Below are 18,408 nucleotides of genomic sequence, written 5' to 3'. Positions count from 1 at the left end.
TATATGTCTAAAATGTTTCGTAATGTAATGAAATTTGTTAATTCAATAAAATAAACCAGCGACTGCCCCATTCATGTTGTGGCAATCGCTTTTTTTGTACCTTCGTGCAGTTAAACGCCAAGGATACAGCATAGGACCACCAGAAAAACAATGACAAAACGTTCATATCGCTCCTTCAACATCGACTTGTTCCTCCTTAGTTGGAAGCAGGCAATTTTTTTGGTTCCTGAAACATTTTTTCCTTTGGTAAAATATACGAAAGAAGGAGGCAATTTGTTCATAATAGTAAGAAAATATTAGGGGTCTTTTATTTGGATGAGTAACTTTTCCTCTCCATAAACGTTAGATCTAATAAGACTGTTTGTCCGGAAAGGAGAACTTCATCGTGTCGATCCCACCTTCACTTCGCCCGATTAAGCGTAGCCCTCTGCGAATCTGGCTTGGGACTAAATACTATCGTTTCAAACGTTACTATGAATGGTATTTTAGTCAAATTGAATTCGCATTACAAAAAGAAGAGAGCGAGCTGCCTGCCCTGATTTTCACACATCGCACACCGCTATTACGACAACTACAAAACGTCGACATGTGGCTGCAGCATAATAAAGTACATAATCTACGCATTGCCATGCAAGCTTTGAATGGAATTGTGATTCAACCTGGGGAGACTTTCTCATACTGGAGGCTTATCAAGAATCCTTCAAGGCGGAGGGGTTATGTAGAAGGAATGCAGTTATTCTACGGAAAAGTAAAAATTGGTGTCGGAGGCGGTCTATGTCAACTATCCAATTTGATTTATTGGATGACGTTGCATACACCGCTCACCGTTACAGAACGATACCGCCACAGCTACGATGTATTTCCTGATGCAAATCGTACTCAGCCCTTTGGCAGTGGTGCTACCTGTGCATTTAATTATCTGGATTTGCGGATAAAAAATGAGACTAATCAGCCTTATCAACTCATCCTTACCATTACAGACGGTCATCTGGTAGGCGAATGGAGAGCCATGCAACCGCTTTCTTATCAATATGAAATATATGAAAAAAACCACCTTATCGAGCCAGCATTCTGGGGAGGATATATTCGATCTAATCAGTTATTTCGTCGCCTCTACTCTTTCGACGGCTTCTTAATCGATGACCAGTTTATTACGGAAAATCATGCATTGATGATGTATGAACCCTTGTTGCCACATCACGGATGAGGATCATACTTCTGCGTGATTCTTTTCTGAAATAAGTTTTTGAAGATTAAGATTTCTTACTAATCGTAAATCAATACAAGTTCCGTCATCCTTTTTGACAAACGGACGCATAGGTTCATCCTGGTGGATCATTACGACTTCCACTTTTTCACCATTCGAAAGTAACGCTTTGGAACCAACATACATCGAGACGATGGAGTAAATAAACGTACCTACAATTTTAGGGCTTAGCTTACCTGAACAAGCATCGTCCCATAAAATTTTGGCAGCTTCAAAAGGAGAGGTCCGCTCCCGATAAATCCGATCCGAGCATATTGCATCATACATATCAGCTACTGCCACGATTTGAGAAGGTAGTGGAATGGCATCGCCTTTTCTCTTCTCAGGATAACCACCGCCATCCAATCGCTCGTGGTGTAACAAGGCAACATCTCTTACTATCTCGGGAAATGAACCTGCCCTTTTAATCAGGTCATATCCATAGACCGTGTGTAATTTCATGATTTCAAATTCTTCATCTGTTAATTTACCGGGCTTATGAATGATTTCTGCGGGGATTTTCATTTTGCCAATATCATGCATGAGCCCAGCTAACCCAATGATTTCTACTTCTTCATCCGGTAACCCCAGAAGAGTAGCAATCGTCGAAGAAAGCATAGAGACATTAATAGAGTGACGATATGTATAATGATCTGAACCCTCAATAAGGTAAAGTGATCGTAATAACTCTTTACAACCTACTTCTTTTAAACAAACCTTCTCATACACTTCTACACATGCCTCTACAGTTGGAATCTTGTTTTGACTCGATACCGTATCATACATGTCTCGTAGCATACCTGTGGCTTCCATATAATTGGCGACTAGCTTTTTATCTGCAGAAATACGCTCCCATTGCTCTTTCATCATACTTTCATTTCCAGAGGGCATCTTATCAACAATTCCCACATAACGAAGACCACTGCTTTTTAGCTTGATGATGTCCCGTGTTGTCAGTACTGAACCTTTTGACAGCAACAGGACTCCAAAGTTATTGAAAACGTCCTCAGCCAGAACTTTTCCTTCAAGGGTGTAATCCAAGTATACCTGCGCCACTTCCCCGTCCCCCCTAATTATTTCTTCTCTTACATATATCGGCAAAAAATACCATTGTTTATATTATTATTTTTACACACAAAAAAGCCCGAATCAAGAATGTCATCTCATGTTGATTCGAGCTCTTATTTTTGCTAATTTTTAATTCGATTCTGTATGATTACGATTTCGGCTTGCAACCGGAGCTACAACTTTTTTCTACACTACATCCTGCGCACTTGCCTTTCTTGCTTCGTTTGTAATAGCGATAGATAGACCATCCGGCATACCCGAAAACAAGCAAGCCTACCAGCCAATTTAACAGTATTCCTAGCATGTTCTCGCCTCTATTCTTATGTGTCGTCCATTATGCTATATGCGAACTATGCAAAACCGAGCAGCTTGCCACCTTCATAAATAAGGAATGAAACCAGATAGGCAATAGCCAATCCATATACGACCGAGAACCAAGTCCATTTTGCTGAACCCGTTTCTTTTCGTATAACTGCAACCGTCGCCAAACATGGAACATATAGCAATACAAATACCATGAAGCTATAGGCACCTAATGCGGTAAACTGACTTTCCAGCAAACTCTGCAAAGATAATGCGTCTGGTGCAGCATAGATGATATTCATTGTTGAGACAACCACTTCTTTCGCCAGGAAACCAGTAAGTAATGCTGCTCCTGCCTCCCAGCTACCAAATCCAAGCGGTGTAAACAAAGGAGCTATCACACCACCAATCATGGCGAGGAAGCTGTCATTCATGCTAACATCTAACCCACCCGGTCCTGCATAACTGAGGAACCAGATGACAATCGAACCACCAAAAATGAATGTACCCGCTTTGCGGATAAATCCCTTTCCTTTTTCCCATGTACTTCGGATTAGCGTTCTACCCTGTGGCATGCGATAAGGAGGTAATTCTATGAAAAACACAGAGCTCTCATGCCGCAACAGGAATATAGAGAACAGTTTTGCCAGAATGAGAGATAACACAATACCTAGTACATAGATGGACAAAACAATGATTGCCTGATTCTGTGCGAAAAACGTCCCCACGAACAAACTATATATCGGTAATCGTGCCGAGCATGACATAAGTGGTGTCAGTATGATTGTAAGTAATCGTTCTTTAGGTTGTTCGATGGAACGTGCTGCCATAACTCCAGGAACATTACAACCAAAACCGATAATCATCGGGATAAATGATTTCCCATTTAGCCCGATCATTTCCATGATTTTATCCATAACCATGGCAACACGAGCCATATACCCTGAGTCTTCAATAAATGAAATGATCAGGAACAACACGAATATCTGCGGTACAAAGACAAGCACTCCGCCTACCCCTGCCACAGCACCGTCCAATATTGCTGCTTGCAAAAAACTAGACAAGCTAATGCTCTCCATACCAACTCGAAGCCAATCCGTGAATGGACCTCCCAGGAATCCGTCTAACAGATCTGAAAGCGGTACACCTACCCATTCAAACGTCAGCTTGAATGCCAAAAACATAAACAGCAGGAAAATCGGAAGGCCCCACAATCTATGCGTAACAATGTTATCAATTCGATCCGTCCAGGTCTTTTCTACCCGATGTTTTTGGGTAAGACATGAAGCAATTATTTCTGAAATGACTTTACTTCTTATTTGCCTCATATAGGGTTGCAATGAGCTATGATTTTTAACAAGTCCAGTCTTTCTACACTGCTCTACTGTTTGCTGGTAAATTTGATCCAGCAAACCGATATCAATTCGCTTCTCCAAAAAAGTGGTAACTACTTCGTTACCTTCTAAGAATTGTAGTGCTAACCAACGCTTTGGCATAGTAAGGTCTGTTTGAAAGGAAAGTGCAAAACTAAGCTTATCGATAGCTTGTTCGATAATATCCCCATAGTTGATTTGTAAATCAGATGGTGTCACACCTCCGTGCTTGATTGCTTCTCTTACTTTCTCACAGCCATTACCTGTTCTTGCCACTATCGGTAAGACTGGCAGTTGCAATTTATCCGCTAATTTTTTTGCGTCAATCTCGTAGCCTCTCGACTTAGCAACATCTACCATGTTCAGACTAACAACCATAGGTTTGCCATACTCAATTAACTGTAATGTTAGGTAGAGATTACGTTCTAATTGTGAAGCGTCCACGATATTAAGCAAAAGATCAGGATTCTCTTCCAACAGATATCCTGTCGCGACTCCTTCATCCTTTGATAAGGGAGTCAAGGAATAGATACCAGGCAAGTCAACGAGTAAGCCCTGCATTCCTCTTAGCCGACCCACTTTTTTCTCAACCGTAACTCCTGGCCAGTTACCCACGTATTCATAAGAGCCTGTTAAAAGATTAAATAAAGTAGTTTTTCCAGTGTTGGGGTTTCCAGTTAAGGCAACAGTATTCATTAATAAGAAACCTCAATCATTTTAGCTTCTCTTCGACGTATACCAAAGAGCTGTCCACCAGCTTCCAAAGTAAATGGTCCTCCAAAAGGCAACACTCTTTTGATTTTTACCATCGTGCCCTCCACGACGTCCAGATCAATCAAACGACGGCGTATTAACGCATTTACATTGGTAATATCAACGATTTGTACTTTCTGCCCCTTTTTCACATCAGTCAATACCACTTCTCATCACTCCGGTGTATTAATCTACTGAAATCAATCTAATGATAATCATTTTCATCTGATGTAATTATATCAAATGTATATGTAAAATCAATGTGAAATAAATCACATTTTTAACAAAATGCTTTCCTTTCTATCTGAAAATATGCTTAGCTAGAAATACCTATTTAGAAGGGAGTTTTTGTCATGATACATTCTTATAAATATAGTGAGATTCATGAAGATAAGCCTACGTTAACTGAGCTAATCATTAAGAACTGGGGCTCCTCCCAGATGGTATCAAGAGGTCACATTCACCAGATTGATCAGCTTCCAGGCTATATCTGTACCCTAAAAGATACGAGAGACATTATTGGATTACTTACTTATCAAATCAAGGATGAGCAAATGGAGATCGTTTCTCTGGACAGTCTTAAGGAAGGGAAAGGGATTGGTAGTAATTTGGTGAGGCTCGCTATCAAGAAGGCGAAAGAATTAGATCTTAAACGTATCTGGCTTATTACTTCCAATGATAACTGGCATGCCATGAGTTTTTATCGAAAGCTGGGTTTTACAATGACTGCCGTGTACCCGAATGCTATAACGGAAGCACGTAAAATAAAGCCGGAAATCCCGTTAATTAATGAAGAAAATGGCATAGCCATCACAGATGAAGTGGAGTTTTCCTTGGTAGAGTCTTAACGAAGGGCTGACAAGCTAAAACAAATAATACAATGAGGCAACAAAAAATAGCATCCAACAAGCAGATGCTATTTTTAAACGCTTATTCCACCACAAGCTCCGATCTAAAGGTATCATGGTCATTAGGTGTGTAAACGTGTACTTCTATCAGATACGTTCCTGGCTTAGAAAATGTTTGCACTCCCTCATAGAAAGCCGTGCTTGTCTGTTTTCCCTTCACCAGTTCACGTTTACGTTCGTCCTTTATCTTCATCTCAAAATCCACATATACCTCTTCATAACTCTCTAGACCACCCAATTTTGCTGTTAGCTTGGTCGCTTCTCCTACTTTTGGTGTGGCGGGCTCACTTGCAAAATCAGACGTAACGATGATTTTTCTCTGTAATGTGCATCCTGAAGTCACCACTAGCGCAACAATCAAAAAGAGCAGGACAAACAATCGGTTTCTCGTCACTGTCGCTGTCATGATATCTCCGCCTTTCTCTCTTGTTGTTTATTCATGAGAAACCATTCATCAAAAGCACCCTGCAATCCTTGGGCGCCATATTTTTCGCGATAATGAGCGATACTTCCTGACTGTACAACTTGACCCTTTTGCAGGAAAATTGCTGAGTCACACGCTAATTCTGCAACCGATAACTGGTGTGTGGAGAATATGATACTGCTTCCGGTCTGTTTAATTTTTTTCACGAGCTGAACGAATTCGTCCATCCAATATGGATCAAGCCCATTCGTTGGTTCATCCAGTACGACAAGTCTTGGACTCGCAATGATCGCCTGTGCGAATAGCAGACGTTGCTGCATACCTTTTGAAAACGTATTTACCCGTTTCTTCCGTACATCAGTAAGTCCCACCAGCTCTAATACTTCATCTACTCGGTCAGAAGAAAGATTGCGTAGAGATGCAAAAAACCTCAAGGTCTCATCCGCTGTTAAACCAGTTCCGAAGTGAAACTGATCGGGCATGTACCCGATTAGATTGGCATACTCGGTACGATTTTTTTGCCAGCTCATACCGTCTACTGTTATTTCTCCTGTGGTTGGACGCATTAGCCCGACAATCATCCGCAAGATAGTACTTTTCCCTGCACCATTCCCACCGCATAGCGCCATGATTTCACCCGCTGGCAGCTCTATGTTCACAGGCTCCACTAATGTTTGGCCCTTAATCTTTTTACTTAGTTCTTTTACAATAAGCCTGTTATTATCCACGGTATCGCCTTCTTTCCCAAACCAGGATCGCACTTACCATCATCAGGGATACCCACAACAGGCAAAACAGGTAAAACATAGATGTACCTAAACCACCTTTTAACCATGTTACCCATTGATAATACTCAGGACCAAAAATAGAACCTCCACCCATTTTTACTACCATAAAAATGCGGACTAATTCTGCCGGATTTAATATAGTAAGGAGTTGAACAGCAGGCTTAATGAATGGATAAGGTAACCATCCAAGGATTGCAATCAACAGGGTCGGCCAAGCCAAAATGAATAGGAACCATACGCTCACCCCAACAGTTAAGGCTTGCCAGCGATTTTGACAAAGGGTTCCAATCCAGATGGCAATGCCTAGGAACAAGAGGACAAGCAAAAGCGAAAACATAAAGAAAAATAACAGAACGGATAAAGAAAAGCTTTTTCCAAATAAGAGCCCTACAACTCCAGACAAACCGTATCCAAAACTGATGATAACGAGTAATACTAATGCTAAGCCCAGATACTTTCCTACCAAGAAGGAAGAAGTAGACAGCGGATAGGTAGAGAGTAATTGCCAGCTGCCTTCCTCTTTTTCTGTCGTAATCGAAAAAGAACCCAATAATATTGTCATCAAAGGAAGCAGGTATAGAATCAAGGTTAGCATGGCACCCGTCGTATGCGTATATCCATCCATATAAGCCTGCGCCTGTATGAGCAACAACGCTAAACTAAAGACGGAGAAAAGGGCAAGAAACGAGTAAGCCCACGGATTGCGAAAGCCGATACGCACTTCTCGCTTGGCAATCTGAATTGCTTGCATGTAGCCACTTCCTCTTTTCCTTATTTATTTTTTAGTGACCAGAGCTACCTTGATCTCCGTGACCTGAGCTGCCTTGATCTCCATGTCCACTCTTCATTCCATCCTTCGAGTGATGCATTTCGGACTTGTTACGCTCCCAAGAATGGCTGGTTAAATCTGCTTGGGTCATGACTTTCCCTTTACCTTGTTCCTTTACAAAGGCTTCTGCAGATTCTTTATCTTTAAAGGAATAGACACCGTAAGACATTGGTGTTTTAAAGTCTTTGTCATATGCAAAAGTGGCTTGATCTAAATACATCCATTCTTTTGAATGATAATCACGTACAAATTGTACTTCTACATTTTCTGTACCATGCTCTTTGGTCCAGACAAACAAGTCTCCAATATCGTCAAACTTAAGAGACTTACCGTCTTTTGTAATGATTTGTGTAGCATTATGATCATCAGAAACCTGCATGTTACATACTGCACATTTGTCTACGCCTTCTTGAATCGCTACCGGTTGAACCTCCTTCGAACCACAGCCTGTAACTAGTGCCATTGTCAGAAGTAAACTTGTCAATAACATACCTTTGTGTTTTTTCATTTTCTTCGTACCCCCATAATATAGATGATGGATGTGCTGACTGCTAAGAAGATTAGACTTATGCCAAAAACAATCCATACTTGTGAATTAGATTCAGACTGCGTAAGATCATTCGGTTGGGCCACAGGAGATGTATCCCGTAAGAAAGTCCCCTCATGATCCTCAAACATACTTTCTAATAAAGCCATCCCTGGTGATTGAAAGAATATCTGGAATGCCTCTACTTGATCAGTTACCTCAATAAAAAACGGATTGATTGGATAGGTGATATCACTCGTACCATCTCCATCAACGTCCACCACCTGAGCAGTATCCCAGTAGTTATAGCTCATTTGGTTATCAGCGCTATCCTTGGCCTGAGCAGGCGAAACATTTCCGATAAACTGATTATGTTCCCAGTTATTATTTTTTGATTCAATCAATTGCAAGCCAATAAAATTCTGTAACACCTGATTCTCGGTAAAATAATTTTTCTCTGATGTCTCCACATACAAGCCAACCCGATTCCCTTCTACATGATTTCGAAGGATTTGTGTTCGTTGCACATCATAGAGAAGAATCCCTTGAGAATTAACGTTCTCTGTCTGTTTCGTAAAACGGTTATCCGCTACGATACTTCCATCCGACCCCATCAGCATCGCACCCGTTACATTTCGATCACCTTTATTGTGCATAAGCTGATTATTTTCACTAAACATAATATGAATTCCATAACGCGAATCCGTGATCTCATTTTTAGTAAGCATGTTATTATGACTGTTCTCAACATAGATTCCATCAAACATGTTCGTAACCAGATTACCCGCCACCTGATTATTGGAAGATTCAAACAGGTCAATCCCGTTCCCTTTCTTACCAGGAGTTCTTTCTTCATTAATGGCTCCTGCAACCGGTTTTTCTGTCTGTCTACCTAGAACTTGGGTATCTACAATATGATTGTTGGTAGACTGACGTAAAGCAATACCTGTTCCAAATGTGTGGATAGTAAGATTGCGTAACGAATTTTGTTTCCCTGTAACCTGAATAGTTGCTGTCTCTACATTGGTGCGATTATCCAGAAACTGAATTCCCTCGACTTGAATTCCATCTCCAGTAAGCGTAAGTAATGGGGTATCACCCTCAGATTGGAGAATGACCTGATTGCCACCTGACAATTGGATCGTCTTGGATATTTTCAGAGACCCTCTGTATACTCCCGACTTCAATTGCAAATGAGATCCTTCTTCTGCCTGATCAATCAACTTTTGAATTTCTGATGCTGGAATCACAGGTTCCTGATTTTGTACAAGAATATCTTTCGCAGCTCGACTCTTAGTACCATCATTTGCATGGACGGTTTCTTGCAGAAACGGAGAGGAAATGATGATCCCACCGATAAAGAGGATAAGCCCGAACCTTATTCCCCATACTCGCCCGAGCCTTTTACCCAAGCGCAGTTTTTTGTTCATTTTTTACCTCCTTTTCGAGGTTTTTGAAGATAGAAATGATCTTCTTTCTTTTTCAATCCTAATCATATGGTTGCAACTACACTCCAACATGACTCAAAAGGGCTACAACATGCCTCCAATGTGCTAAAAACCACGAAAAATTGATAAATCTGACATTTTTACATAAAAAAGCTGAGTGAGAAAACACATTATCGCATTTTCGCACTCAGCTTATTTTTTTGATAACGAACCCTTTACGTATGTGATTTTCGCTTATTTGAAAAATATGCTTCTAATAATACCTGGAAACCCACAGCAAAGATAAATACAATCCAAGATATTTTCCAGGTCCATAGAAAGCCTAGTGCGATAAAAATCCCGACCGAGAAAATCCAAATCGCTCCTGATAAATTGCCATATACCATCATTTCTTTCGTATCGGTGTGGTGACTTGAGTTATAAGAAGTAAATACGGAAGGCTTTGTACGATCTTTTTCTGTTAAGCCTAAAAAGATCAGCAAACAAATAGCTGGTAGTACAAATGGCATTAACACAGCTAAAGCTAAAAATAACGGTTCATTATGAAAAGCCAGTATGTCCTGTAACGAGTCTATCCTTCCCTTTAGGCCCATTTTTTCAAGGTAGGCGATAAATGATATGAAGACGCCTCCAGATAACAGCGCTGCTGCAAGGGTATAAAAGATTGCTCGTATTGGTTTCATACCATATTGGTGGCTTGTTTCTTGTACTAATCCTAAAAAGACAAATGCTGAGATCGAAACAACCGCAAATGGAAACAGGGATGAAACTGCGAGAAACAGCTCGCCCTTCTGAAAATATAAACCAAGGCTCACGATCATTCCAAATAACAGTATTCCTGTTGCCACTGTATAGCCAAATGCAAATTTTTTCTCTAATGGTTTCCGATTAAACATTTCATCAATTACTTCGTATTTTTTATTCAGGCTAATTTCTTCTGCTACCTCACTTATATCCCCTAACTCTTTGATAGCAAGTTGAAAAGCTTCTTCCTCCGTTTTTCCGTTAGCAACTGACTCTTCAATTCGTGCCAAGAGATTCGCCATGATCTCTTCTTTCAACTCATGTAATTGCTGGGATTCTTGATACCCATCAAACAATTGATCCACATATCCCTGAATTTTTTTATTCATGTTGTACACCTCCTATAATAATTTGTTGATAATATTTTGGGTAAATTCCCAATCCGCTTTATTTCTGAGATAAAGTGTTTCTCCAGCTGATGTAACTTTATAATATTTTCTTCTTCCACCTTGGGTTTCATCACCCCAATAAGAAGTTATATATCCGTCCTTTTCTAATCGACGAAAACTTGAATAGAGGGTCGCTTCCTTTAGCTCATACTGACCTTCACTTTTTTCAGTAATGATCTTGCTTATTTCGTAGCCGTAACTATCTGAGTTTTTTAATATGCCCAAAACAATCGTATCTGTATGTCCTCTTAATAGATCAGAGGATATCTTACCCTTCATTACTACACCTCCTGAAATACAGTATATATCACATTACTATTACTGTCAAAGTAATGTGATGATCAATGGTAAAATCTCAAATGCGAATAACCCCGTCCAAGTAAGGACGGGGTTAAATAAAATTGTAACCAATCAGTGACTCTCTTCCTCGTAGTTAGTAAAAACTCACTTCTTATTACGCTCAATCCATTCCTTTACCAAACGCTTTGGTGCGGCGCGTAAATATGCTTCTTGGATCAGTTCGGTCAGTTCGTCCCAGTTTCCCTCACGCGGGTTTTGAATAGACACCCAGCCGAGATGTCCTATATATGGGGGATAGTTTCTATTTTTTATCACGTACTATATCTTTAAAGAAAAAGTTCTCTGCACTCATTCTTTGAAAATAGTAATGAAACCTTCTGAACCAGTAAGAAAAACTTCTATGATACAGTAAAAAAACCCTGTCTTCCTCCGTAATGGGAGAAAACAGGGTTTGTACACATTTATTAGTCTTTTGTTCGTTTCTTATTTGGTTCCAATTAAACGATATGCCGCATGACAAGTAGGACCAACATGTGCGTTTAGTGGGAAAGCATCTTTAATAGCTGCTGTTATGAATGCTTTAGCTGTACGAACTGCTTCTTTTACCTCAGTTCCTTTAGCTAGTTCAGCTGTGATAGCAGCAGAGTACGTGCAACCTGCACCATGTGTATAAGTAGTATCGATTTTTTCTGTCCCCAATATTTCGAAGCTCTCACCATCAAACAACAAGTCTACTGCTTGTGCGTCTTCCAGACGTCCACCGCCTTTAATCAAGACGTACTTGGCACCCATTTCATGAATCTTTTTCGCTGCTTCTTTCATATCTTCCAGTGTTGTAATTTTTACTCCACTCAAAAACGCTGCTTCTGGCAGGTTAGGCGTTACTACCATTGCTGTTGGAATCAGCTCCTCGCGCATTGCCTTGATGGACTCCTCATCAAGAAGAACCGTGTCATCACCCTTACAAATCATAACAGGGTCAACTACTACCTTCGTTACGTTATATTCTTTGATCTTGCGTGCAGCCAGTTCAATTACATCTTTGGATGTTAACATTCCTGTCTTTAGCGCATCTACACCAATGTAGTGAAGAGTCGTTTCCAATTGTGCTTCGATTACTTCTAAAGGGATCGGGTGAACCAGGTGGGCCCAGTTCTCATTCATTGATACCAGGGCAGTAACAGATGACATTCCATATACATTACGTTCTTGGAACGTTTTAAGATCCGCTTGAATTCCTGCTCCACCACTACTATCTGATCCTGCTATGGTTAGTGCCTTGTGCATGTTCATATTGTGATTGGCCTCCTCAAACTGCTGGTTCTCAAAAATAAGTAAACTAATTTCTCTTTATTGTAAACCTAAATGTAAAAACATAGAAGTCTAAATTTTTCAGTTTAGAAGTTTGGTCGAATTCTTCCTGCTATCGTGGAGAAAACCAGCTTCTCTTTTCATGCTGTAGATTATTTTCTAAAAGCTATTGATTTTATTTATCCTCTACAGCCCTTGGCAGAAGAAGCACATTTTTGTCCAGAACTATTTAAGGTCCTACCTAGCTACACAATAAAGAGTGCGGAATAAATAGTGCAACCTATGAGATACTGCGTAGCGTTCCCATCATTTTGCACTTTCCGCACTCTTTATTGTGTAGCGGACAGCCTTCGTTCCTTGCGGGACCTTAACAAGTTCACAGACAAAAAGTGTGCTTCTTTTGCAAGACCACTAAAGGTTGTTTTTCATACGTATCAACACAAAAAAGCCCAAACACAGACGTGATGTCCGTATTCAGGCTTTGTTTTACCTAACGCTAGTTTTACAGATTACCAAATTTCATTGTATCGCGAGCAATCATTACCTCTTCGTTAGTAGGAATGATGAACGCTTTTACTGGGGAGTGATCGAAAGTTAGATCAGTCTCTTCACCGCGAACATTGTTTTTAGAGCGATCAAAGTAAACACCCATCCACTCAAGCTTATCCAATACGCGGTCACGGATGGTAGAGCTATTTTCACCGATACCTGCAGTGAAAATAATCGCATCAACACCGTTCATTTGCATCGCATATGAACCGATGTAGTTACGGATTTTTTCTACAAAAATTTGAAGCGCAAGCTCTGCGCGTTCATTATTTTCTTCAGCAGCAGACTCAATGTCGCGAAGGTCACTGGATAGACCAGATACTGCTAACAAACCACTTTTCTTGTTCAATACATCTACAAGCTCTTCAACAGTTTTTCCTGTTTTTGTTTGTAGGTAAGGAATTAGCGCTACGTCGATATCACCAGAACGAGTTCCCATTGTAAGACCAGCTAGCGGTGTGAAACCCATGGATGTATCGATAGATTCACCATGATAAATCGCAGACAAAGAAGCTCCATTACCCAAGTGGCAGCTAATCAGACGCAGTTTTTCTGCTGGACGATCCAACATTTCTGCCGCACGCTGCATGACATACTTGTGAGAAGTACCGTGGAAACCATATTTACGGATACCGTACTCTTCATAGTATTCACGAGGAATGCTGTACATATATGCTTTTTCTGGCATTGTTTGATGGAAAGCTGTATCAAATACTGCTACAGCTGGCAGATTTGGCATAAGTGCCTGGAATGCACGAATACCCATGATATTTGCAGGGTTGTGCAACGGAGCTAGTTCAGACAACGTATCAAGTTCAGCCAACACCTCGTCACTTACCAAAACAGAATCTTTAAATGTTTCTCCACCATGAACGACACGATGACCAACGCCATCTAGTTCATTAATATCTTTAATCGCACCTTTTTCTGGATCAGTCAAAAGGGAGATCAGTTTTTTTACTGCTACATTATGGTCAGCTAGGTCCAGCGTTTCTTTAATTTTTTCGCCTTCCCCTACTTGGAATGAAGACAGTGAGTCTTTCATGCCGATACGCTCCATTAGACCTTTTGCCAACACACGCTCAGACGGCATGTCGAATAGTTGGTATTTTAGAGAAGAGCTTCCAGAGTTAACTGATAATACAATTGCCATATGATCACCTTCACCTATCCTAATTTCTTTTTATTAACATTTCTTATTTATTAGCAAAAAAGACACTAATAATTACCTAACCTAATATACATTAGCACGAAATAGTTATTATGTGAATTTGTCTCAAGTTATTCAGATTTTTCCCATAAGTCTCTCTTTTAGTATGCCCAAAAAAATACGCTCACTCTACTTTTCTGTAGAATGAGCGTGCTACTTCTATTATTCAACTATTCCCTCTTATTTCACTCACACTTTTCCCACCTCGGAAAGCATGCGCCGTTCGTAAAGTCTCCCCTATTGGCTCAAATCCACATTTCTCATAAACCCTTCCCACACGTTCATTAATTGGTGAGACAAAAAATGAGTTTATTCCCTGTTTCGCTACCTCTTGTTGCATGTAAGAAATGAGGTGCCGGATCAATCCTTTTCCCCGAAAAGCAGGTAAAGTGGCTACATTTTCCAAACTGATAGCGTCCTCAGAACGTATCAGACAAGCACAAGAAGCAGGCTCTCCCTCATAGCGAAGCAGGTAATGAGAATATACTGGGTTACTTCTTTCGGCAGCAAATGCAATTTTACGCATATCCTCACTGCCTAACTCTGGCGTACCGCTAATAACCTGACACGCCGCTTGTTCATTCTCAGTAATTACTCGCTCAATTTCCACACTCATATCTGGAGGTTGAATCGTTACCAGCCCATTCCATACCAGTAATCTATCTTCGAATTCCTCAAATGTAAAGTGACGGGAAGATAAGCTCCCAAGTAAGTCAGCACATTGTTCAGGATGATATATGTAAAAACGTGGAATGATTTGGCGACTTTCGAAAAAAGAAATAACCTCCCTAACAACCTCTTCGGCGTTCGTTACGGGCGCCATTATCTCAGCATGATTGGCATCATAGAAGCTAGGATTACTTTCATTGCAAAAAATAGCTCCCCACTCACGTTCAATTCGCTGGGAAATACTATTTTTATATGCTTGATCAAGGGCTAGTTTTTGGGAGTACCACGATTTCATGTGATTATTCTTCCTTTCCATACTAAAGGTACGTTTCTTAATATTCTTTACAAATTGTTTTTGCCTTGTAAAAGATTATAGGTCCAATACTTACCTACAAAAACTACCGTTTTTTTAGTCAAATTTACCATTCTTACGTAAAGTTACCTTCATCATTCCTTAGTAATTATCGTCTTCTTTTAAACAACTCTTCATCCTCGCTTAACCCTTTTAAAAATTTGGAAAGTTAGAATGGAACTGAAAACAATCCTTCTAATTAAAAGGAGCGATACCCTAAATGGAAGTAAACCGTCGTCAATTTTTGACCTTTCTCGGTACTGGAACCGCAGCTCTTGCATCTTTAGCAACAGGTATTCCTGCCTTGGCAAAAGGAGAAAGTATTTCTGGTAAAACGGCAGATCATCTTTTTGGTTTAGATAAAGCACCTCAAACCTTTCAGGCAAAATTTAATCCAATTGCATCTACCAACAAGGATGATGTAGTCCTACCTGATGGATACCGTTATGATGTCATTGCCGTATATGGGGACAAAATCAATCAAAGTGGCGACACATTCGGTTTCAATGCAGACTTCACCTGTTTTCTTCCTTTTGAAGGAAAAAAAGATCACGGATTATTGTGGGTTAACCATGAATATTGCGGTGAGCTTGAGTTTTATGTAAATGGATATGACGCACTTAAGAGTGATCCAGATAAAAATTTACGCACAGCCGAGCAGATCAAAAAATACCTGTATGTGCTAGGCGGCTCCATTATTGAAATCAAGAATGAGAACGGAAAATGGCAACTGGTAGAAAGCTCCAAGTATGGTCGTCGTGTAAGCGGACTTACTCCTCTCAAGCTGACTGGCCCTGCATCCGGCGTTGCAAAAGAAGTAATTGGAACCTTCGCCAATTGCTCAGGCGGTGTGACGCTGTGGAACACCATTTTATCCTGTGAAGAGAATTATATGGACGTCGTTGGCGATTGTAAGCTCACTAATCCGACTCATTATGGCTGGGTGATCGAAGTAGATCCATTCGATCCAAAATCTACACCTGTAAAACATACAGCACTTGGCCGCTTCTCTCATGAAAATACCGCTATGACGATTGCTACTACTGGTCAATTGGTTGTCTACATGGGTGATGATGCTACCGATCAATATGTATACAAATATGTTTCCAAAGGGAAATATGATGCAGCAAAAGGTAAAGCCAACTCCAAGCTTCTGGAAGAAGGAACGCTCTATGTTGCCAACTTCTCTAAAGGTAAATGGATTGCTCTTGATTATACCAAGTCGGAAGCCTTACAAAAAGCTGTAGATGACAAGAAAAAAACAGTCTTCACCTCACAAGCAGATGTACTGATTAATTGTCGTATAGCAGCTAAAATTGTTGGTGGTACACCGATGGATCGCCCAGAAGATGTAGAGGTTCATCCAATCGATGGCTCCATTTTCATCGCCCTAACTAATAACAAGAACCATAGTAATTTTTACGGTCATATCATGCGTATGTTTGAAAAAGATAATAACCATGCTGGTGAAGCATTCAGTTTTGAAATCTTTGCTACCGGCGGTCCACAGAGTGGCTTCGCAGCCCCAGATAACATGGCATTCGACAGTGCTGGTAACCTATGGGTTGTAACGGACATTTCTTCTACTTCAACCAATGAGGGTATTTATAAATCCTTTGGTAACAATGGGGTATTCTTTATCCCAACATCAGGAGAGGCAAAAGGCGTAGCAAGTCAATTCGCTTCCGCACCAGTCGGCGCAGAAATGACCGGACCTTGGTTCACTCCAGATGAAAAAACGTTATTCATGGCTGTTCAGCATCCTGGTGAAAACCTGACTTCCTACGATAAACCAACCAGCAAATGGCCGCATGGTAAGGCAGCTCATGCCCTTCCTGGCGTTATCGCAATCACAGGTTTCTAAAAGAAAACCTACAATACGGATTAGCTTTCGACACGAAAGGAGAGGACACACATGCTATCAACCATCGGAATACCGGGGCTCATTCTGATTCTCATCATTGCCCTTGTCATATTCGGTCCTAGCAAGCTTCCAGAGATCGGTCGAGCATTTGGGCGCACACTGACGGAATTCAAATCAGCTGCCAAGGATCTGACGAAAGACGAGGAGCCACAGCAGGATGCTGCCCGGCAAAAGCAAGAAGGTAGCTCTTCGCAAGTTGCGGTAGCGTCAACCGTTGACAAGTAAAAAGTGACAAAGGAAAAAGGCGGTGAGGGGATAGTGTCACTGTCTTTTTCTGTATGTTGTGTCGATATGCAGGAAATACACATTAGCTTTGTACCTGGTATCTGTACGATTTAAAGGAGGTCTCGACCTATGTCTATGCCCACGTCTGATCAGACCCACATCATCGGTCATCTCACTGACATGCGCAAGCGGATTATTCATGTCGTGATTGCCTTTGTGCTTGGTTTTATCGTGAGCTTTCTCTTTGTTGATCATATCTATCTGTTCCTATCGAGCCGTGCAGAAGAAAAACTGGCTATATTGGGCCCTACCGACATTCTCTCTATTTATATGAAACTGGCAAGCTGGTCAGCCATTGCCCTTACCATTCCGTTCGCGGCCCACCAAATTTGGTGTTTTGTCGTGCCTGCTTTAACGAAACGAGAACGACAGATTACGCTGATGTACATACCTGCGCTGTTTCTGTTGTTTATAAGCGGAGCACTGTTTGCTTACTTCGTATTGTTCCCAATGGTATATAAGTTCGTATTGGGCTTGTCCAATAATAACTTTGAGTTACTCATAACAGCAAAAGATTACTTTTCGTTCATGCTTGCTTTCTGTTTTCCTTTTTCGTTTTTGTTTGAACTGCCCCTGGTCGTGCTTTTTCTCAGCCATCTTGGTATCGTCAATCCTCATCGGTTAGCCAAATGGCGCAAACCTGCTTATTTTATCCTGTCGATCATCTCGATTACGCTTACACCTCCTGATCTGGTGACGGATATTCTGGTGATTGTACCCTTACTTGGGTTGTATGAGGTTAGTGTGGGGATTTCTAAAATGATATATCGAAAAAAAGAGAAAGAGGGAGAAGAACTGTCGTTACAAGCAAATGTGAGTTAAGTTGAGGGTTGCCATTAATTTGAATGGACTTTTGGGCGGTGTCTTATATAGGTAGTAAATTGATTCGTTAGATACTTTGTGGTTGGCTTCTACTAGCATCTGGCCAGTGAAGCCAACCGCTATTTTT

Annotated in this window: 19 protein-coding genes; 5 read left to right on the top strand and 14 right to left on the bottom strand. The window is 40.8% G+C overall.

The window, feature by feature from the left end; genetic code table 11:
- Nucleotides 1-385 precede the first annotated feature (385 nt).
- Nucleotides 386-1,207: a VanW family protein gene (locus LM917_RS11730; RefSeq protein ID WP_232697700.1), complete on the top strand. Its 822-nt coding sequence runs from the start codon at nucleotides 386-388 to the stop codon at nucleotides 1,205-1,207.
- Nucleotides 1,208-1,210: 3 nt separating this feature from the next.
- Here LM917_RS11730 and LM917_RS11725 read toward each other — a convergent pair whose 3' ends face one another.
- The 4 genes from LM917_RS11725 to LM917_RS11710 all read right to left on the bottom strand — a co-directional run bounded on the left by LM917_RS11725 (nucleotide 1,211) and on the right by LM917_RS11710 (nucleotide 4,910).
- Nucleotides 1,211-2,302: an HD-GYP domain-containing protein gene (locus tag LM917_RS11725; RefSeq protein WP_232697699.1), complete on the bottom strand. Its 1,092-nt coding sequence runs from the start codon at nucleotides 2,300-2,302 to the stop codon at nucleotides 1,211-1,213.
- A 160-nt stretch (nucleotides 2,303-2,462) separates the two neighbouring features.
- Nucleotides 2,463-2,618: a FeoB-associated Cys-rich membrane protein gene (locus tag LM917_RS11720; RefSeq protein ID WP_232697698.1), complete on the bottom strand. Its 156-nt coding sequence runs from the start codon at nucleotides 2,616-2,618 to the stop codon at nucleotides 2,463-2,465.
- Nucleotides 2,619-2,664: 46 nt separating this feature from the next.
- Complete coding sequence (gene feoB / locus LM917_RS11715; RefSeq protein ID WP_232697697.1) at nucleotides 2,665-4,686, bottom strand: ferrous iron transport protein B; 2,022 nt, start codon at nucleotides 4,684-4,686, stop codon at nucleotides 2,665-2,667.
- Nucleotides 4,686-4,910, bottom strand: coding sequence for a FeoA family protein (locus tag LM917_RS11710; protein ID WP_232697696.1), 225 nt, complete (start codon nucleotides 4,908-4,910; stop codon nucleotides 4,686-4,688). Before LM917_RS11710 ends, feoB begins: the two co-directional genes overlap by 1 nt.
- Nucleotides 4,911-5,096: 186 nt before the next feature.
- On the opposite strand from LM917_RS11710, the gene LM917_RS11705 reads away from it, so the two are divergent.
- Nucleotides 5,097-5,591, top strand: coding sequence for a GNAT family N-acetyltransferase (locus LM917_RS11705; protein ID WP_232697695.1), 495 nt, complete (start codon nucleotides 5,097-5,099; stop codon nucleotides 5,589-5,591).
- 82 nt (nucleotides 5,592-5,673) lie between these two features.
- Here LM917_RS11705 and LM917_RS11700 read toward each other — a convergent pair whose 3' ends face one another.
- The 10 genes from LM917_RS11700 to LM917_RS11655 form a co-directional block, all read right to left on the bottom strand.
- The gene (locus LM917_RS11700; RefSeq protein ID WP_232697694.1) at nucleotides 5,674-6,057 is read right to left on the bottom strand and encodes a hypothetical protein; all 384 of its coding nucleotides are present in this window, start codon (nucleotides 6,055-6,057) and stop codon (nucleotides 5,674-5,676) included.
- The gene (locus tag LM917_RS11695) at nucleotides 6,054-6,803 is read right to left on the bottom strand and encodes an ABC transporter ATP-binding protein (RefSeq protein WP_232697693.1); all 750 of its coding nucleotides are present in this window, start codon (nucleotides 6,801-6,803) and stop codon (nucleotides 6,054-6,056) included. Before LM917_RS11695 ends, LM917_RS11700 begins: the two co-directional genes overlap by 4 nt.
- On the bottom strand, nucleotides 6,796-7,614 hold the full coding sequence (locus tag LM917_RS11690; RefSeq protein ID WP_232697692.1) for an ABC transporter permease: 819 nt from the start codon (nucleotides 7,612-7,614) through the stop codon (nucleotides 6,796-6,798). The genes LM917_RS11695 and LM917_RS11690 overlap by 8 nt, the downstream gene beginning before the upstream one ends.
- Nucleotides 7,615-7,645: 31 nt before the next feature.
- A complete protein-coding gene (locus LM917_RS11685) occupies nucleotides 7,646-8,200 on the bottom strand; it encodes a nitrous oxide reductase accessory protein NosL (protein ID WP_232697691.1) in 555 nt (184 codons plus the stop codon).
- Complete coding sequence (locus LM917_RS11680; RefSeq protein WP_232697690.1) at nucleotides 8,197-9,648, bottom strand: right-handed parallel beta-helix repeat-containing protein; 1,452 nt, start codon at nucleotides 9,646-9,648, stop codon at nucleotides 8,197-8,199. The genes LM917_RS11685 and LM917_RS11680 overlap by 4 nt, the downstream gene beginning before the upstream one ends.
- 233 nt (nucleotides 9,649-9,881) lie before the next feature.
- Nucleotides 9,882-10,799: a permease prefix domain 1-containing protein gene (locus LM917_RS11675; protein WP_232697689.1), complete on the bottom strand. Its 918-nt coding sequence runs from the start codon at nucleotides 10,797-10,799 to the stop codon at nucleotides 9,882-9,884.
- Nucleotides 10,800-10,811: 12 nt separating this feature from the next.
- Nucleotides 10,812-11,138: a PadR family transcriptional regulator gene (locus LM917_RS11670; RefSeq protein WP_232697688.1), complete on the bottom strand. Its 327-nt coding sequence runs from the start codon at nucleotides 11,136-11,138 to the stop codon at nucleotides 10,812-10,814.
- A 504-nt stretch (nucleotides 11,139-11,642) separates the two neighbouring features.
- Nucleotides 11,643-12,452 carry a pyridoxine/pyridoxal/pyridoxamine kinase gene (pdxK, locus tag LM917_RS11665; protein ID WP_232697687.1) on the bottom strand — a complete coding sequence of 270 codons (810 nt, stop codon included), beginning with the start codon at nucleotides 12,450-12,452 and terminating at the stop codon, nucleotides 11,643-11,645.
- Nucleotides 12,453-12,972: 520 nt separating this feature from the next.
- Complete coding sequence (locus LM917_RS11660) at nucleotides 12,973-14,172, bottom strand: acetate kinase (RefSeq protein ID WP_232697686.1); 1,200 nt, start codon at nucleotides 14,170-14,172, stop codon at nucleotides 12,973-12,975.
- Between the two features lie 223 nt (nucleotides 14,173-14,395).
- Nucleotides 14,396-15,193, bottom strand: coding sequence for a GNAT family N-acetyltransferase (locus tag LM917_RS11655; RefSeq protein WP_232697685.1), 798 nt, complete (start codon nucleotides 15,191-15,193; stop codon nucleotides 14,396-14,398).
- A 277-nt stretch (nucleotides 15,194-15,470) separates the two neighbouring features.
- On the opposite strand from LM917_RS11655, the gene LM917_RS11650 reads away from it, so the two are divergent.
- The 3 genes from LM917_RS11650 to tatC all read left to right on the top strand — a co-directional run bounded on the left by LM917_RS11650 (nucleotide 15,471) and on the right by tatC (nucleotide 18,281).
- Complete coding sequence (locus LM917_RS11650; protein ID WP_232697684.1) at nucleotides 15,471-17,114, top strand: PhoX family protein; 1,644 nt, start codon at nucleotides 15,471-15,473, stop codon at nucleotides 17,112-17,114.
- Between the two features lie 51 nt (nucleotides 17,115-17,165).
- Entirely contained in the window at nucleotides 17,166-17,399 is a 234-nt protein-coding gene (gene tatA, locus LM917_RS11645) for a twin-arginine translocase TatA/TatE family subunit (protein WP_232697683.1), read from the top strand.
- A 129-nt stretch (nucleotides 17,400-17,528) separates the two neighbouring features.
- A complete protein-coding gene (gene tatC / locus LM917_RS11640; RefSeq protein WP_232697682.1) occupies nucleotides 17,529-18,281 on the top strand; it encodes a twin-arginine translocase subunit TatC in 753 nt (250 codons plus the stop codon).
- Nucleotides 18,282-18,408 lie beyond the last annotated feature (127 nt).

Source organism: Brevibacillus daliensis (genome assembly GCF_021245735.1).
Classification (GTDB): domain Bacteria; phylum Bacillota; class Bacilli; order Brevibacillales; family Brevibacillaceae; genus Brevibacillus_B; species Brevibacillus_B daliensis.
This window is presented reverse-complemented; position numbering and strand designations above follow the sequence as displayed.

What these genes read in the sequence shown, in the direction of transcription:
- LM917_RS11670 (WP_232697688.1), bottom strand. Translation starts at nt 11,138, where the DNA reads ATGAAGGGTAAGATATCCTCTGATCTATTAAGAGGACATACAGATACG.
- LM917_RS11720 (WP_232697698.1), bottom strand. Translation starts at nt 2,618, where the DNA reads ATGCTAGGAATACTGTTAAATTGGCTGGTAGGCTTGCTTGTTTTCGGG.
- LM917_RS11685 (WP_232697691.1), bottom strand. Translation starts at nt 8,200, where the DNA reads ATGAAAAAACACAAAGGTATGTTATTGACAAGTTTACTTCTGACAATG.
- LM917_RS11655 (WP_232697685.1), bottom strand. Translation starts at nt 15,193, where the DNA reads ATGAAATCGTGGTACTCCCAAAAACTAGCCCTTGATCAAGCATATAAA.
- LM917_RS11690 (WP_232697692.1), bottom strand. Translation starts at nt 7,614, where the DNA reads ATGCAAGCAATTCAGATTGCCAAGCGAGAAGTGCGTATCGGCTTTCGC.
- tatC (WP_232697682.1), top strand. Translation starts at nt 17,529, where the DNA reads ATGTCTATGCCCACGTCTGATCAGACCCACATCATCGGTCATCTCACT.
- pdxK (WP_232697687.1), bottom strand. Translation starts at nt 12,452, where the DNA reads ATGAACATGCACAAGGCACTAACCATAGCAGGATCAGATAGTAGTGGT.
- LM917_RS11700 (WP_232697694.1), bottom strand. Translation starts at nt 6,057, where the DNA reads ATGACAGCGACAGTGACGAGAAACCGATTGTTTGTCCTGCTCTTTTTG.
- feoB (WP_232697697.1), bottom strand. Translation starts at nt 4,686, where the DNA reads ATGAATACTGTTGCCTTAACTGGAAACCCCAACACTGGAAAAACTACT.
- LM917_RS11650 (WP_232697684.1), top strand. Translation starts at nt 15,471, where the DNA reads ATGGAAGTAAACCGTCGTCAATTTTTGACCTTTCTCGGTACTGGAACC.
- LM917_RS11660 (WP_232697686.1), bottom strand. Translation starts at nt 14,172, where the DNA reads ATGGCAATTGTATTATCAGTTAACTCTGGAAGCTCTTCTCTAAAATAC.
- LM917_RS11675 (WP_232697689.1), bottom strand. Translation starts at nt 10,799, where the DNA reads ATGAATAAAAAAATTCAGGGATATGTGGATCAATTGTTTGATGGGTAT.
- tatA (WP_232697683.1), top strand. Translation starts at nt 17,166, where the DNA reads ATGCTATCAACCATCGGAATACCGGGGCTCATTCTGATTCTCATCATT.
- LM917_RS11705 (WP_232697695.1), top strand. Translation starts at nt 5,097, where the DNA reads ATGATACATTCTTATAAATATAGTGAGATTCATGAAGATAAGCCTACG.
- LM917_RS11680 (WP_232697690.1), bottom strand. Translation starts at nt 9,648, where the DNA reads ATGAACAAAAAACTGCGCTTGGGTAAAAGGCTCGGGCGAGTATGGGGA.